11 protein-coding genes are annotated in these 15,242 nt (G+C 64.4%); 4 read left to right on the top strand and 7 right to left on the bottom strand.

From position 1 onward, the window contains the following. The first annotated feature begins 91 nt into the window (after window positions 1-91). Both BN1120_RS08125 and BN1120_RS08120 read left to right on the top strand, forming a co-directional pair. Window positions 92-1,819, top strand: coding sequence for an ABC-F family ATP-binding cassette domain-containing protein (locus BN1120_RS08125; RefSeq protein WP_042015551.1), 1,728 nt, complete (start codon window positions 92-94; stop codon window positions 1,817-1,819). 72 nt (window positions 1,820-1,891) lie between these two features. Continuing rightward, complete coding sequence (locus tag BN1120_RS08120; RefSeq protein ID WP_042015550.1) at window positions 1,892-2,428, top strand: GNAT family N-acetyltransferase; 537 nt, start codon at window positions 1,892-1,894, stop codon at window positions 2,426-2,428. A gap of 43 nt (window positions 2,429-2,471) precedes the next feature. Here the strand turns inward: BN1120_RS08120 and yjeH are convergent, their stop codons facing one another. Together yjeH and BN1120_RS08110 are read right to left on the bottom strand one after the other, a co-directional pair. Next, on the bottom strand, window positions 2,472-3,752 hold the full coding sequence (gene yjeH, locus BN1120_RS08115; RefSeq protein WP_042015548.1) for an L-methionine/branched-chain amino acid transporter: 1,281 nt from the start codon (window positions 3,750-3,752) through the stop codon (window positions 2,472-2,474). Between the two features lie 125 nt (window positions 3,753-3,877). Next, on the bottom strand, window positions 3,878-5,170 hold the full coding sequence (locus BN1120_RS08110) for an HAAAP family serine/threonine permease (RefSeq protein ID WP_039039437.1): 1,293 nt from the start codon (window positions 5,168-5,170) through the stop codon (window positions 3,878-3,880). A 495-nt stretch (window positions 5,171-5,665) separates the two neighbouring features. On the opposite strand from BN1120_RS08110, the gene BN1120_RS08105 reads away from it, so the two are divergent. Continuing rightward, window positions 5,666-6,571, top strand: coding sequence for a LysR family transcriptional regulator (locus BN1120_RS08105; protein WP_039039436.1), 906 nt, complete (start codon window positions 5,666-5,668; stop codon window positions 6,569-6,571). 106 nt (window positions 6,572-6,677) lie between these two features. Continuing rightward, entirely contained in the window at window positions 6,678-8,069 is a 1,392-nt protein-coding gene (locus BN1120_RS08100; protein WP_042015547.1) for an MATE family efflux transporter, read from the top strand. 80 nt (window positions 8,070-8,149) lie between these two features. Here BN1120_RS08100 and accA read toward each other — a convergent pair whose 3' ends face one another. The 5 genes from accA to lpxA form a co-directional block, all read right to left on the bottom strand. Next, window positions 8,150-9,100 carry an acetyl-CoA carboxylase carboxyl transferase subunit alpha gene (accA, locus tag BN1120_RS08095; protein WP_010673419.1) on the bottom strand — a complete coding sequence of 317 codons (951 nt, stop codon included), beginning with the start codon at window positions 9,098-9,100 and terminating at the stop codon, window positions 8,150-8,152. Window positions 9,101-9,116: 16 nt separating this feature from the next. Continuing rightward, on the bottom strand, window positions 9,117-12,596 hold the full coding sequence (gene dnaE, locus BN1120_RS08090; RefSeq protein WP_042015569.1) for a DNA polymerase III subunit alpha: 3,480 nt from the start codon (window positions 12,594-12,596) through the stop codon (window positions 9,117-9,119). A gap of 53 nt (window positions 12,597-12,649) precedes the next feature. After that, window positions 12,650-13,240, bottom strand: a complete 591-nt coding sequence (gene rnhB, locus BN1120_RS08085; RefSeq protein ID WP_039039433.1) for a ribonuclease HII — start codon at window positions 13,238-13,240, stop codon at window positions 12,650-12,652. Between the two features lie 78 nt (window positions 13,241-13,318). Further along, entirely contained in the window at window positions 13,319-14,458 is a 1,140-nt protein-coding gene (gene lpxB, locus BN1120_RS08080; protein WP_042015544.1) for a lipid-A-disaccharide synthase, read from the bottom strand. Further along, a complete protein-coding gene (gene lpxA / locus BN1120_RS08075) occupies window positions 14,451-15,242 on the bottom strand; it encodes an acyl-ACP--UDP-N-acetylglucosamine O-acyltransferase (protein ID WP_010673415.1) in 792 nt (263 codons plus the stop codon). Before lpxA ends, lpxB begins: the two co-directional genes overlap by 8 nt.

Here is a 15,242-nt window from a genome sequence, read left to right as displayed (position 1 = left end):
TTCCATACCGAGACCTTTCTCGACTCTGCCGTTGTCGCCAGCGCTCCTGATGACAGGGATTTCCTATCCCGCGATTTAAGAGAGCAAGAGCATGACAACCCTGATGAGTACCCATTCCCTGCAGATGAGTGCGGGGCACCTTCCCTTATTTGACCATCTCGAACTCGGCATTCGCGCAGGCGACCGACTCGGCCTGATCGGCGCCAACGGCTGCGGCAAGAGCACATTGCTCGCGCTGCTGGCGGGCGAGCGCACGCCCCAGGCCGGCCGGGTCGTGCAGGCCGCCGCCTGCCGCTGCGAGTTCGTGGCCCAGCAACTGCCCGCCGGGCTTTCCACCCTCAGCACCCGCGCCGTGCTGCTGGATGCACTGGGCAATGACCCCGCCGCCGAATGGCAGGTGGACAAGCTGCTGGCCGAACTGCAGCTGGAGGCCCAGGCCACGTTGCCGGTCAGTGCACTGAGCGGTGGCCAGCACAGCCGGCTGCAGATAGGGCGCGCCCTGCTGCGCCAACCCAACCTGCTGCTGCTCGATGAGCCCAGCAACCACCTGGACTTGCCCGCCCTGCTCTGGCTCGAGCAGTTTCTGCTGGGCTGGCGCGGCGCCTTCGTGCTGGTCTCCCACGACGCTCGCCTGCTGGACCGCGTCACGGATCAGACCCTGATCCTGCGAGATGGCCAGTTGCACCGCTTCGCCCTGCCCTGCAGCCAGGCCAGGGCGGCGCTGGCTGCCGAGGATGAGCAGGCCCGCCTGCGCCGGGCGGATGAGCAAAAGGAGATAGACCGCCTGAGCGCCAGCAGCAAGCGCCTCGCCATCTGGGGGCGGGAGCATGACAACGAGAAGCTGGTGCGCCAGGCCAAGTCCATGGAAAAGCGCATCGCCCGCCTGCAGGAGGAGCAGAGCCAGGTGGCGGCGCTGGCCCCCTGGCGGCTCGAGCTGCGCGGAGTGAGCCTGCCTGCCGACACCCTGCTGCGACTGGAGGCCCTCGACGTATCGCCGGCATCGGCACTGCCGCCGCTGCTGCGTGCCGAGGGGCTCTGGCTGCGAGCGGGGGACAGGGTTGCCCTGCTCGGTGCCAACGGCACCGGCAAGTCCTCCCTGCTGCGCCAGTGCTGGCGCGAACTGACTGACCTGAGTCCGCAGGCGGGCTGGTACTGCCACCCCGGCGCCAGCATCGCCTATTACGATCAGTCCCTGCAGCAGCTGGCTGACGACGCCACCCTGAGCGACGCGCTGTACCCCCTGGCCCCTCTGCCTGAGGTGACGCGGCGACAGGCGCTGATCCGGGCGGGCTTCCCCTATGCCCGCCACGGCCAGCAGGTGCACACCCTGAGCGGGGGCGAGCGGGCACGGCTGCTGTTTCTCGCCCTGTCCCTCGGCAGCCACCACATGCTCTGGCTCGACGAACCCACCAACCACCTGGATCTGGCGGGCAAGGAGGAGCTGGCCGAGGCGATTGCCGCCTTCCCGGGGGGCGTGCTGCTGGTCTCCCACGACCGGGAGCTGATCGAGCGCAGTTGCAACCGCTTCTGGCTGATACAGGACGGGCGCATCCAGGAGGCTCACAGTGCCGAGCGGGCCTATGCCGAGCTGCTGGGCGATGCCCCCTTGCCGCAGGCGGGCAGCCCGGCTCGATCAGGTGACCCGCAGACCGCGGCCGCCACGGGGGATGACGAAGAGGCGCTGCTGGCACGCTGGTATGAGCTCGATGCCCTGCTCGCCGCCGATCTGGCCCGCAAGCCCAGGCACCAGACCCCGCGCCTGCAGCAGCAGTGGCGTGACGAGCTGGCGCACCTTGCCGAGCGCCTCGGCTTTGCCTGACGCCAGCCCGGATCATCTATCTCTTATGACGCAACACACGCGGCCAGCCACGGCTGGCCGCAAGGAGTCATCATGACATCAGCACCACCCCACATCAGGCTGGATCCCGTCACCGACACCGACCTGCCCCATATCTTCCGCGGCCTCTCCGATCCCCGGGTCGTCGCCTACTACGGCGTCAGCTACGACAGCCTGGCGGCATGCCGGGCACAGATGGATTGGTATGCCGAGCTGACCCGCACCGGCCGTGGCGCCTGGCATCTCATTCGCGACCGGCACACGGACGAACCGCTGGGGGCCATCGGCTACAACGATGCCGACCCGACTCACCGGTGTGCCGAGCTGGGCTACTGGCTCTATCCCGAACACTGGGGCAAGGGGGTGATGAGCGCGGCGCTGCAACTCTGGCTGCCGCTCACTTACCGCACCACCGACCTGCACCGGCTTATGGCGGTGGTGGAGGAGCCCAACCGCCCCTCCGCCCGCCTGCTGGAGCGGGCCGGTTTTCACTACGAGGGAACGGCGCGGGAGTGCGAGCGCAAGGGGGATGGCTTCATCTCCCTGCGCCACTACGCCATCTTGCGCAGCGACCTGCCCGCCAGCCTGTGACCCGCAACAACAAGCCCCGCACTGCGGGGCTTTTTTTCGGGAGTTACTTGATGGCGCAGACACCCTCATCGGACGCCGAGCGGCGGCGTCTGCGCCGCCACAGGGAGAAGCCGCCATACCCCAGGCTCAGCACGACGGCATAGAGCACCTGGGTGGCGAGGGCCAGCAGCACCAAGGCACAGAGCAGCACGCTGAGGCCCGCCAGCCCCTTGCCGGTACCCGACAACAAGCGCCAGCCGGCCGCCATGCAGAGCAGATAGACCAGCACGAAGTTGCCATTGGCGTAGCGGATCAACGCATCGAGGGGCAGACGTAACCAGAGGATCAGGGTGATGGAGACGAAACAGATGGCGAGCACCCAGGCAAGGGCATGCAGGGGAGCGCCCCGGGCCGAGAGGCGAGAGAGGGAGACCGGCAGTTTGCCCTCCCGCGCCATGCTCCAGATAAGGCGCGCAAAACCTTGCAGGTAGATGTTGATGCTGGCGAAGCAGGAGAGATAGCCCAGCACCGCCACCAGCCACTTGGCGGTGGGGCCGAACAACAGGGAGAGCAGGGCCGGAATGGCGGTGGCATTGGTCGCCTCGTCCCCGTAGAGGTCATATTTGAGCACCACCAGCGAGTGCACCCAGTAGATGAGCCCCGCCAGCAGCACGCCCCCCAGCAGGGCAAGGGGGTAGTCCCGCTCTGGCCGCTTGAACTCCTCCCCCATGTGGGCGAAGGCCTCGAGCCCCACGAAACACCAGAACATCACCGCCAGCGCCGAGCCCATGGCGGGCCACTCGCTCGCCGTTGGCAGAGGCTGGGCGGCATCGCGCCAGCTGAGATCCCCCTTGACCCAGATAAGCAGGGTGAGCCCCAGAATGGCCAGGGCGATCAGCAGTTGCAGGTTGCCGGAGGAGCGCGCTCCCCGCAGCCCCAGCAGAAAGACCCCGAGCAGGGTAAGCAGCTGGATGCCCCAGAGGGTCCACTCCCCCATGTCGAACAGGGCGTGCCAGAAACCGGCGGCGATGGTGAGGGCAGCAGGCAGGCCCACCGGCAGCACCGCCAGAAAGAGGAAAGCGGAGAAGCGCTCGGCGCCGTTGCCAAAGGCGAGGCCAATCAGATGGGGGGCGCCACCCGCGTGGGGATAACGCCGCCCAAGGCGGGCGAAGGTAAAGGCGATAGGCAGCACCAGGGCAATCAGCAGCAACCAGGCCCACAGCGACGCCCCTCCCGCCAGCGAGGCGGCGGTGGCCGGTACCACGAAGATCCCGGTACCGAGCAGGGAGGTGGCGAGCAGCCCCATCCCCTGCCAGAGCCCGAGATCCTTTTTCAACCCAGACATATCCTGTTGTCCCGTCTAGAAAAACATCCCGCCATGTTAGGCCGCCACCACCGCTTTGTTAAGCATTTGTGCCCATAAAAAAACCGCCCCGGGGGGCGGCTTTCTCACAGGGATGAACGCTGTCATCAGGCAATCAGCTTGTAGATGATGCCGGACATGGCGATGAGGCCGATGAGGGTGACGAAGCCGTTGCTGAGGTTGCCGGCATATTTGCGCATGGCCGGTACCTTGGCGATGGCGTACATCGGCATCAGGAAGAGCAGCATGGCGATGATGGGGCCGCCCAGATCTTCAATCATGCCGAGGATGCTCGGGTTGATGGTGGCCACGGCCCAGGTGGTCAGGATCATGAAGACCGCGGTCACCTTGTTCAGCTGCTTGACGTCGACGTTCTTGCCCTTCTCGCGCAGGGACTTGGCCATCAGGCCGTTCATGCCCTCTTGCGCACCCAGGTAGTGACCCAGGAAGGACTTGCTGATGGCAACCATGGCGATGAGCGGTGCCACGGTGGCGATCACCGGGTTGTCGAAGTGGTTGGCCAGGTAGGAGAGGATGGAGATGTTCTGCTCCTTGGCCGCCGCCAGGTCAGCCGGGGAGAGGCTCAGCACGCAGCTGAACACGAAGAACATCACTGTCATCACCATCATGACGTGGGCGCCCAGCAGGATGTTGCTGCACTTCTTCTCGGCGTTGGCGCCGTAGCGGCCTTTGTTGTCCACCGCGAAGGAGGAGATGATCGGGGAGTGGTTGAAGGAGAACACCATCACCGGGATGGCCAGCCACAGGGTCTTGATGAAGTCACCATTGAAGGCCTCACCCAGCGCCGGGGCTTCGGTGATGATGGCACCGTTCCAGTGCGGGATCAGGTAGACCGCCAGGCCCATCAGGGTGACCACGAACGGGAAGACCAGCACGCTCATCGCCTTGACGATGACCTGGCCGCCCAGGCGAACGATCGCCATCAGGCCCAGGATCAGCACCAGGGAGAGGATGGCACGGGGAGGTGCCGTCATGCCCAGCTGGTGCACCATCAGGCTCTCGACGGTGTTGGTAATGGCCACGGAGTACATCAGCAGGATGGGGTAGATGGCGAAGAAGTAGAGCAGGGTGATGAACTTGCCTGCGGTCTTGCCGAAGTGCTCTTCCACCACCTCGGTGATGTCGCCGTCACGGGTGGAGCCGGACAGCACGAAGCGGGTCAGGCCACGGTGGGCGAAGAAGGTCAGCGGCAGGGCCAGGATCAGCATGGCGACCAGCGGCCACAGGCCACCGACACCGGCATTGATCGGCAGGAAGAGGACACCGGCGCCGATGGCGGTACCGTACAGACCCAGCATCCAGACCACGTCGGCCTTGTTGATGCCACGGGAGGAGGCTTTGCTCAAGCTGCCTTCAACTGCAATGTTCATGTCAGACATAGGGGTGTTCCTGTCATCAAGGAAAGTGGGATCTTAACTTGTCAGTGGGCCTGGGCCCGGTTCCTTTCCCTGGAACTCCAGCTATTCGTCCTGTTTGTTCCTCCGCCCCGGCCATCCGGCCGCCACTCCCTGTGGCAACCTGATTGCAACAAACACGGGCGGGGAGTCGTAATACAGAGGGGATCGTGCTCGCTCGTTAACAACGGGATAACGCTCACCTCATCCGATGAGATGACTCTAGTTAAAAGGCACTATTAATCACAGCGTTTTTTTGAATTAATCAACCAAAGTTTGATTGGAATCGCCTTTCCGTCGCTTCAGATCACACTTGAATCGCCATATTGCGATTTTTTTTTAACATATAAACTTTTTGGTGTGATCCACCTCACCTTGAGACGCGCAACAATTTTGTCACAACCCCCTCATTGCCCCCCGATTGTCTCCCGTCGCCCCATGGCGTACCCTTTGTGTCCGCCCCTTTTCTGCGTACCGACCATGACCCTCTCCCGCACCGATCTCGCCGAGCTGGCCGTGTTTGCCGCCGTCGCCCGTCACCGCAGTTTCAGCAAGGCCGCCCTCGAGCTCGGGGTCTCCGCCTCGGCCCTGAGTCATGCCCTCAAAGGGCTGGAGAGTCGCCTGGCCGTCAGGCTGCTCAATCGCAGCACCCGGGCCGTGGTGCCGACCGAGGCGGGCGAACGGCTGCTGGCCCAGGTACTGCCGACCCTGGGGCAACTGGAGGCGGCGCTGGCGGAGCTGACGCGCCACGCGGGCGAACCCGTGGGCAGGCTCAGGCTCTGTGCCCCCCGAGCCGCCATCCAGGAGGTGCTGGCCCCGGTGCTCATCGACTATCTGGTGCGCTACCCGCGCATGCAGGTGGAGGTGGAGGAGCTGGAGCTGATGCCCCGCCTCATCGAGGATGGCTACGACGCCGCCCTCTTCTACGGCGACCTGCTGCCCCAGGAGATGATCTCGGTTCCCCTGGGCCCGCAGCAGCGCTATCTGGTGGTGGGCTCCCCCGACTATCTGGCACGGCGTGGCACCCCTCGCCACCCCTCGGATCTGCGCCAGCACGACTGCATCGGCTACCGGCTCACGCCCCATCACCACTATCGCTGGGCCTTTGCCGCCGAGGGGGAACTGCTGGAGATCGAAGTGACGGGCCCGCTCACCACCAGCACGCCCGCGCTCTACCTGGGGGCGGCCGAGGCGGGGCTCGGGCTTGCCTACTGCCATGAGGGGGAGGTGTTCGACGCCCTGGCATCGGGGCGGCTGGTGAGCGTGCTGGATGACTGGAGCCCCAGCTTTGCCGGGTTCAACCTCTTCTATCCGGGCCGGCACCAGCTGGGGCAAGGGCTGCGAGCCCTGATCGACATGTTGAAGGAGTATCACAGGATCCGCTGATTGATGAAATAAATTCAGCAATTCATCAAATGAAAGCCTGATTATCAATTAAACCATAAGAAACTAGACTGTCTGCTCGATTCCGGCCCTTTTCCCGAGTACAGATATGTCCGCCTACTTCCGCCTGCGTCAACGGGCCATGGCCCGCCGTTTCTGGGGCTATGCCCTCCCCTCCGTCATGGCCATGCTGGTCTCCGGCGCCTACTACCTGGTAGACGGCATCTTCGTCGGCCACTACGTGGGGGCCGCCGGCCTTGCCGGCATCAACCTGGTCTATCCGGTCATCATGGTGCTCATCGGCCTCGCCGCCATGATCGCCATGGGGGCCGCCACCGCCATCTCCTTCCAGCAGGGCGCCAGGAACCTCGCTCTGGCCCGCCAGGCTCTGGTCAGCGCCCTCTGGCTGCTGCTGATCCTGGGCACGGTAGCGCCGCTGCTGCTGCACCACTGGCACACCGATATCCTGCAGGCCCTGGGAATGGCCCCCGGCACCGACACCTGGCAGCAGGCCAGCGACTACCTCACCTGGATTGGCGGTGGCACCCTGCTGCTCGCCAGCAACCTGGCGGTGCCCTACCTGCTTCGCAACGACGGCCGCCCTCGCCTCGCCATGGTACTGGTGAGCGGCGGCGCCCTCCTCAACATCCTGCTCAACTACATCATGGTGGGCCGGCTCGGGCTCGGCCTCACCGGCACGGCCCAGGCCACCCTCCTCTCGGAGGCCGTGGTCAGCCTGCTCGGCCTGGGGTACTTCTTCACCCGCCACGCCCGGTTGCGGCTGACCTGGCGCCAGCTGGTGCCCCGCTTCCCGGCCATGCCCGGCCTGCTCTTCACCGGGCTGCCGAGCCTCATCGCCCAGTTCAACCTGGGGCTACTGTTGCTGCTGCACAACAGCCAGCTGATGATGCACGGCACGGTCAAGGATCTGGCGGGCTTCACCGTGGCGGGATACACGGAGGCAGTCTTCATCGTCATCCTGCAGGGACTGGCGTTTGGCATCCAGCCCCTGGTGAGCCAGGCAGCCGGGGCCGGCCGCCATCGCGACCTCCAGTTCCTGATGGCGATGGGGCTCAAGATCACCCTGGTCTATGGCCTGGGGGTCTGGCTGATTGTCCAGCTGCTGCCGCAGCCGGTCGCCATGCTCTACACCGGGGATCAGGACGCAGAGCTGCTCGCCGCCGCCATCAGCAGCCTGACCCTCAACCTCGCTGCCCTGCCCCTGGAGGGGATCGTCATGTTCGGCATCGTGCTGTTGCAGGCCATGGCCCGCACCCGCCAGGCCCTCGTCATCTCCGTGGCCAAGACGGTGCTGCTGCTGCCCCTCATCTTCCTGCTGCCCCTCTGGTGGGGGCGCGACGGGGTCTTGATGGCACAGCCCGCCACCGTGCTGCTGCTGACGCCCCCCCTGTGCTGGCTGCTGTGGCGGGAGTGGCGGGCCCTGAGCCCTGCCGGAGGGCGTGCTTCCGCCCCCATGCACCGGGTGCTGACCGCCTCCTGAGGCCCGCCCGGCGTCCCCCCACAAACGTCGCCCATAAAAAAAGTCCCCGCATGCGGGGACTTTTTATTGGAAGCGGCAGATCAGCAGTAGCCGTAACCCAGCAGACGCTGGTAGCGCTGCTCCAGCAGTTGCTCGCTGTCGAGGGGGCGCAGGGCATCCAGATCCTGCTTGATGCGCGCTTTCAGGTGCTTGGCCATCTTCTCCACGTCGCGGTGGGCACCGCCGAGAGGCTCCTCGACGATGTTGTCGATGAGCTTCAGCTCCTTCAGGCGCTGGGCGGTGATGCCCATGGCATCCGCCGCCACCGAGGCCTTCTCGGCGCTCTTCCACAGGATGGAGGCGCACCCTTCCGGGGAGATGACGGAGTAGGTGGAGTACTGCAGCATGTTGACCCGATCGCCCACGCCGATGGCGAGGGCGCCGCCGGAGCCGCCTTCACCGATCACGGTGCAGACCACCGGCACGGTCAGGCCGGCCATGACTTTCAGGTTGCGGGCGATGGCTTCGGACTGGCCACGCTCCTCGGCGCCCACGCCGGGGTAGGCACCCGGGGTGTCGATGAAGGTGATGATCGGCATCTTGAAGCGCTCGGCCATCTCCATCAGGCGCAGGGCCTTGCGGTACCCTTCCGGGCGCGGCATGCCGAAGTTGCGCTTGATCTTCTCCTTGGTCTCGCGACCCTTCTGGTGACCGATGATCATCACGGGCTCGCCGTCGAGACGGGCGATGCCGCCGACGATGGCCTTGTCATCGGCATAGGCGCGATCCCCGGCCAGCTCGTCGAAATCGGTGAAGATCTGCTCGATGTAGTCGAGGGTGTAGGGGCGCTGGGGATGACGTGCCATCTGGGATACCTGCCAGGCACCCAGATCGCCGAAGATCTTCTTGGTCAGCTCTTCGTTTTTCTTCTCCAGCCGGCGAATGTCTTCGCTGAGATCCACGGCACTGTTGTGCTCGCTCACATGGCGCAGTTCATCGATCTGTGCCTGCAACTCGGCGATCGGCTGTTCAAAATCCAGAAAAAGACTCATAGGGACAATAGATCCTCTAATCAAAAACCAATTCAACCCGCTCTCGTCCAAGCAGGACTCGCAAGTCATCTATCAGTTGATCGGTGGGCGTCACCCGCCACTCGGTACCGAGCGTCAATCGCACCCGGGAACCGGGGCGACGATAGTTTACCTGAACCGGACAGACTCCGGCACGGGCGGGCTCCAAAATCTCGCACAAACGCGGGAAAAAGCGCTCGTCAATGCGTTGTTCATCGAGGGAGATGCGGATTGCCCTGGCAAAACGCTCCCTCGCATCGTTGATATCCAGCAACTCGCGGGCCGACATTTTAAGGCCACCGGAGAAGTCATCAAAGCTGACCTGTCCAGAAACCACTAAAATACGGTCTTTTTGCATCAATTCTTCGTATTTTTCCAGCGCTTCACTGAAAAGGGTCACATCCAGACGGCCGGATCTGTCGTCCAGGGTGAAGATCCCCATCTTGTTGCCGCGCTTGGTCACCATGCTGCGCGCCGCGATCACCAACCCCGCCGCCGTGGTCACGGTATCGCGGGAGGTGGGATGCAGATCGCACAGTCGGCCCGAGGTGTAGCGCCGCAGCTCGCTGCTGTACTGGTTGATGGGGTGACCGGTGAGGTAGAGCCCGAGGGTCTCGCGCTCCCCTTCCAGCCACACCTTGTCGGGCCAGTGCGGCACGTTGGCGAACGCCTTCTTGACGTCGTCGATCTCTTCGGTGAGCACGCCGAACATGTCGACCTGCCCCACCGCCTGGGCCTTGGCGTGCTGCTCGGCGGCGCGCATCGCCTCCTCCAGGGTCGCCATCAGGGCGGCGCGGTGGGGGCCGAGCCTGTCCATGGCGCCGGAGAGGATGAGCTTCTCCATCACCCGCTTGTTGAGCTTCTTGATGTCGACCCGGTTGCAGAAATCGAACAGGTCGCGGAATGGACCGTCCCGATCCCGCGCGTCCAGGATCGCCTCGATGGGCCCTTCCCCTACTCCCTTCACCGCGCCGATGCCGTAGACGATGTGGCCGTCCTCGTTGACGCTGAAGCGGTAGCGACCGGTGTTGACGTCCGGCGGGATCACAGTCAGCCCCATGCGCTGACACTCGTCCACCAGGGTCACTATCTTGTCGGTGTTGTCCATGTCCGCGGTCATCACCGCCGCCATGAACTCCGCCGGGAAATGGGTCTTGAGCCAGAGGGTCTGGTAGGAGACCAGCGCATAGGCAGCGGAGTGGGACTTGTTGAAGCCGTAGCCCGCAAACTTCTCCACCAGATCGAAGATCTTCATCGCCAGTTCGCCGTCGACGCCGTTCTTGACCGCCCCCTCCTCGAAGCCCGCCCGCTGCTTGGCCATCTCTTCGGGTTTTTTCTTGCCCATGGCCCGGCGCAGCATGTCCGCGCCACCCAGGGTATACCCCGCCAGGGTCTGGGCGATCTGCATCACCTGCTCCTGGTAGAGGATGATGCCGTAGGTGGGCTCGAGTATGGGTTTGAGGCTCTCGTGCTGCCACTTCTCGTCCGGGTAGGAGATGGCCTCCTTGCCGTGTTTGCGCTCGATGAAGTTGTCCACCATGCCCGACTGGAGCGGGCCCGGGCGGAACAGGGCCACCAGCGCGATCATGTCTTCGAAGCAGTCGGGCTGCAGCCGCTTGATGAGGTCCTTCATGCCGCGGGATTCGAGCTGAAACACCGCCGTGGTCTCGAAACGCTGCAAGAGGGCGAACGACTTCTTGTCGTCGATGGGGATGGCGGCGATGTCCACCGGCGGCTTGCCCTCTTTGGCAAGACGGGGGTTTATCATGCCAAGGGCCCAATCGATGATGGTGAGCGTTCGCAGCCCCAGGAAGTCGAACTTCACCAGGCCCGCGTACTCCACGTCGTTCTTGTCGAACTGGGTGACCGGGTGATGCCCCTCGTCGTCGCAATAGAGCGGCGCGAAGTCGGTGATCTTGGTGGGCGCGATCACCACGCCACCGGCGTGCTTGCCGGCGTTGCGCACCACCCCTTCGAGGCGGCGCGCCATGTCGATGAGGTCCTTGACCTCCTCGTCCTGCTCGTAGAGCTCGGGCAGCTTGGGCTCGGCTTCGAACGCCTTGGCCAGGGTCATGCCGGGGTCGGGCGGGATCAGCTTGGAGATGCGATCGACAAAGCCGTAGGCGTGGCCCAGCACCCGGCCAACGTCCCGCACCACCGCCTTGGCTGCCATGCTGCCGAAGGTGATGATCTGGGATACCGCCTCCCGGCCATACATCTCGGAGACGTGATCGATCACCTCATCGCGCCTGTCCATGCAGAAGTCGACGTCGAAGTCGGGCATGGAGACCCGCTCGGGGTTCAGGAAACGTTCGAACAGCAGGTCAAATTCCAGCGGATCGAGATCGGTGATCTTGAGGGCGTAGGCCACCAGCGACCCCGCCCCCGAGCCCCGGCCCGGACCGACGGGGATGCCGTTGTCCTTGGACCACTGGATAAACTCCATCACGATGAGGAAGTAACCCGGGAAGCCCATCTGGTTGATCACTTTCAGCTCGATGTCGAGACGCTCGTCATACTCGGGACGACGCTCGGCCCGCACCGCCGGATCCGGGAACAGGAAGGCCAGCCGCTCCTCCAGCCCTTCCTTCGACTTCATGACCAGGAAGTCTTCGGTGGTCATGTCGCCGGTGGGGAAGTTGGGCAGGAAATACTCGCCAAGGCGCACCGTCACGTTGCAGCGCTTGGCGATCTCCACCGTGTTTTCCAGGGCTTCCGGGATGTCAGCAAACAGCTCCGCCATCTCCTCCTGACTGCGCAGGTACTGCTGGGGGCTGTAGCGGCGCGGTCGGCGCTTGTCCATCAGGGTGTAGCCGTCGTGGATGGCGACCCGGATCTCGTGGGCATCGAAGTCATCGGCGGTGAGGAACACCACCTCGTTGGTGGCCACCACCGGCAGTTCGAACTCGGTGGCAATGGCCACCGCCATGTGGAGGTAGACCTCCTCGTCCGGGCGGCCGGTACGCAGCAGCTCCAGGTAGTAGGCATCCGGGAAGTGGGTCTGGTAGAAGGCGAGGCAATGCTCCACCATCTGGCGGTTGCCCTTGAGCAGGAACTTGCCCACATCCCCCTCGCGCCCGCCGGAGAGGACGATCACCCCCTTGGCATGTTCGCCAAGCCAGGCCTTGTCGATGACGGGGCGCCCCTGCACATGACCGCGCTGATAGCCGCGGGAGATGAGCAGGGTGATGTTCTGGTAGCCGTCGTTGTCCATGGCGAGCAGGGTGAGGCGAAACTGCTCGTCCCCAAGCTCGTCGCTCTGCACCCAGAAATCCGCCCCGACCAGGGGCTTGATCCCCTTGCCGTGGGCAGAGCCGTAGAAGCGCACCAGGCCGCACATGTTCATCTGGTCCGTCAGGGCCAGGGCCGGCATGTTGTTGGCGGCGGCAGCGGAGACGATGGGACCGATCTTCTGCAGGCCGTCGACCATGGAGAAGTCGGAGTGCACCCTCAGGTGGATGAAACGGGGATCAGCCATGGTCACGCCCTCTCATTGCGCAAGCAGAAATCGTTCAGACAGATCGGCATCGGTTATTCGATCCCCAGGGCGCGGCGCACCGGCTTGAAGCTCTGACGGTATTCGGGCAGCGGGCCACGTTCGGCCAGAATGGCGAGGTGCTCCGCCGTCGGGTAGCCCTTGTGGCGGGCGAAACCGTACTCGGGATGGCGGCTGTCCAGCTCGGTCATCTCGGCGTCCCGGGTCACCTTGGCGAGGATGGAGGCGGCGCTGATGGCGGCCACCAGGCTGTCACCCTTGACCACGGCGCGGGCCTCCATCGGCAATCTGGGGCAGCGGTTGCCGTCGATGAAGACCAGCTCGGGCGTCACCTTGAGCCCCGCCACGGCGCGCTGCATCGCCAGCATGGTGGCGTGCAGGATGTTGAGCTCGTCGATTTCCGCCGGGCTGGCGCGGCCGATGGCATAGGCCAGCGCCTTCTCTTTGATCTCGCCAAACAGGGCGAGCCGCTTCTTCTCGGAGAGCTTCTTGGAATCGGCGAGGCCAAGGATGGGATTGGCAGGATCCAGGATCACCGCGGCGGTGACCACGTCACCCACCAGGGGGCCGCGACCCACTTCGTCCACCCCGGCAATCAGCTTGTCTTCGGGAATATCGATCGTCATCTCATAGCCTTGAATCAAAACCGGCCCCGCAGGGCCAGTATCAGCACAACATCACGCCTGACACACAGGCAGAGCCCACTAGCGTTCCAGCAGCGCGGCAACCGCTTCCGCTGCCTGCACATCCGCATTGCAGCGGATCTTCTCGTGCAACCGGGTGAAGGTGGCGATGAGCTCGCTGTTGTCATGGTCCAGCAGCTTGCTCACCTCTTCCACCAGGTTGGCCGGGGTGCACTCGTGCTGGATGAGCTCGGGCACCAGCATCTTGCCCGCCAGCAAGTTCGGCAGGGAGACATAATCCGTCTTCACCAGCCACTGGGCCAGCAAGTAGCTGAACGGTTTGAGCTTGTAACCCACCACCATGGGCTTTTTCACCAGCATGGCCTCGAGGGCCGCGGTGCCGGAGGCGAGCATCACCACGTCGGCGGCGATCATGGCCTCGCGGCCCTGGCCGTCCAGCAGCACCATGTCGAGCTCCGGGGCCACCTCGGCCTTGATGGCGAGGAACTGCTCGCGCCGTTTCTGGTTGACCAGAGGCACGATGAAACCGAGATCCGGGTTGTGCACCGTCAGGTGCTTGCACGCCTCGAGGAAGACCGGCGCCATGAAGCCCACTTCCGCCGTGCGGCTCCCCGGCAGCACCGCCAGCCAGCGACGGGCGGGATCGATGCCGAGGGCCTCGCGCACCGCCCCTTGATCCGGCACCAGCGGAATGTCGTCCGCCATGGTATGGCCGACGAAGCGACAGGGGGCATCGAAACGGTCGTAGAAGGCTTTCTCGAACGGCAGGAAGGCGAGCACCATGTCGGTGGCGGCCTTGATCTTGTGAATGCGGCCCTGACGCCAGGCCCAGACGGAGGGGCTGACATAGTGGACCGTCTTGATACCGGCGCGGCGCAGTTTCAGCTCCACCCCGATATTGAAATCCGGTGCATCCACACCGACGAAGATGTCGGGGGGATTGGCGATGAAGTGGCGCAGCAGTTCGCGGCGCACCTGGAGGATGCGGGGCAGACGGCCCAGCACCTCGGTGATGCCCATGACGGAGAGCTCCTCCATCTCGAACAGCGCCTTCACGCCGAGAGCCTGCATCCGCGGCCCAGCGATCCCTTCGAACTGCGCATCCGGGTAGCGGGCTTGCAGCTCGCGCACCAGCCCTGCGGCCAGGATGTCGCCGGAGGTCTCTCCGGCGACGATGCCGATGCGAATGGGATCAGGCACGGATGATCCCGCGCTCGTTGTCCTTGAGGAAATCCACATAGAGCTGGATGGCCGGTTCGCTCTGGGCCATCTCGCTCAGCACGGGCAACACCTCTTCAATGGTCTTGCCGGAGCGGAAGATCTCCTTGTAGGCGCGCTTGACGGCGGAGATAGCCTCGGCGCTGAAGCCACGACGACGCAGGCCTTCGGAGTTGACCCCGAACGGCTTGGCGTAGTTGCCGGCGGCCATCACGTAGGGCGGCACGTCCTTGTTCAGGGCGGCGCAGCCACCGACGAAGGCGTGAGAGCCGACGCGGCCGAACTGGTGAATGGCAGACAGACCGCCGAAGATCACGAAGTCACCGATGTGCACATGGCCCGCCAGGGTGGCGTTGTTGGCGAAGATGCAGTTGTCACCGATGATGCAGTCGTGGGCCACGTGAACGTTGACCATGAACAGGTTGCCGCTACCCACCTTGGTCAGGCTCTGGTCCTGGGTGGTGCCGCGGTGCACGGTGCAGTTCTCGCGAAACACGTTGTTGTCGCCGATCTCGAGGAAGGTGCGCTCGCCGGCGTACTTCTTGTCCTGGCAATCCTCACCGATGGAGGTGTGCTGGAAGATCTTGTTGCCGCGACCGATCTTGGTCGGGCCCTTGATCACCACGTGGGAGCTCACCCAGGTGTTGTCACCGATTTCCACCTCGGCGCCGATGACGGTGAAGGGGCCGATTTCAACCCCTTTGCCGATGACGGCAGACTCATGGACGATGGCGGTGTCGTGGATGATGGCAGTCTGATCGATCAC

The sequence above is a fragment of the Aeromonas caviae genome, from assembly GCF_000819785.1.
GTDB lineage: Bacteria > Pseudomonadota > Gammaproteobacteria > Enterobacterales > Aeromonadaceae > Aeromonas > Aeromonas caviae.
Note: the sequence above shows the minus strand (reverse complement) of the source record. Positions and strands in the feature narration are given on the sequence as shown.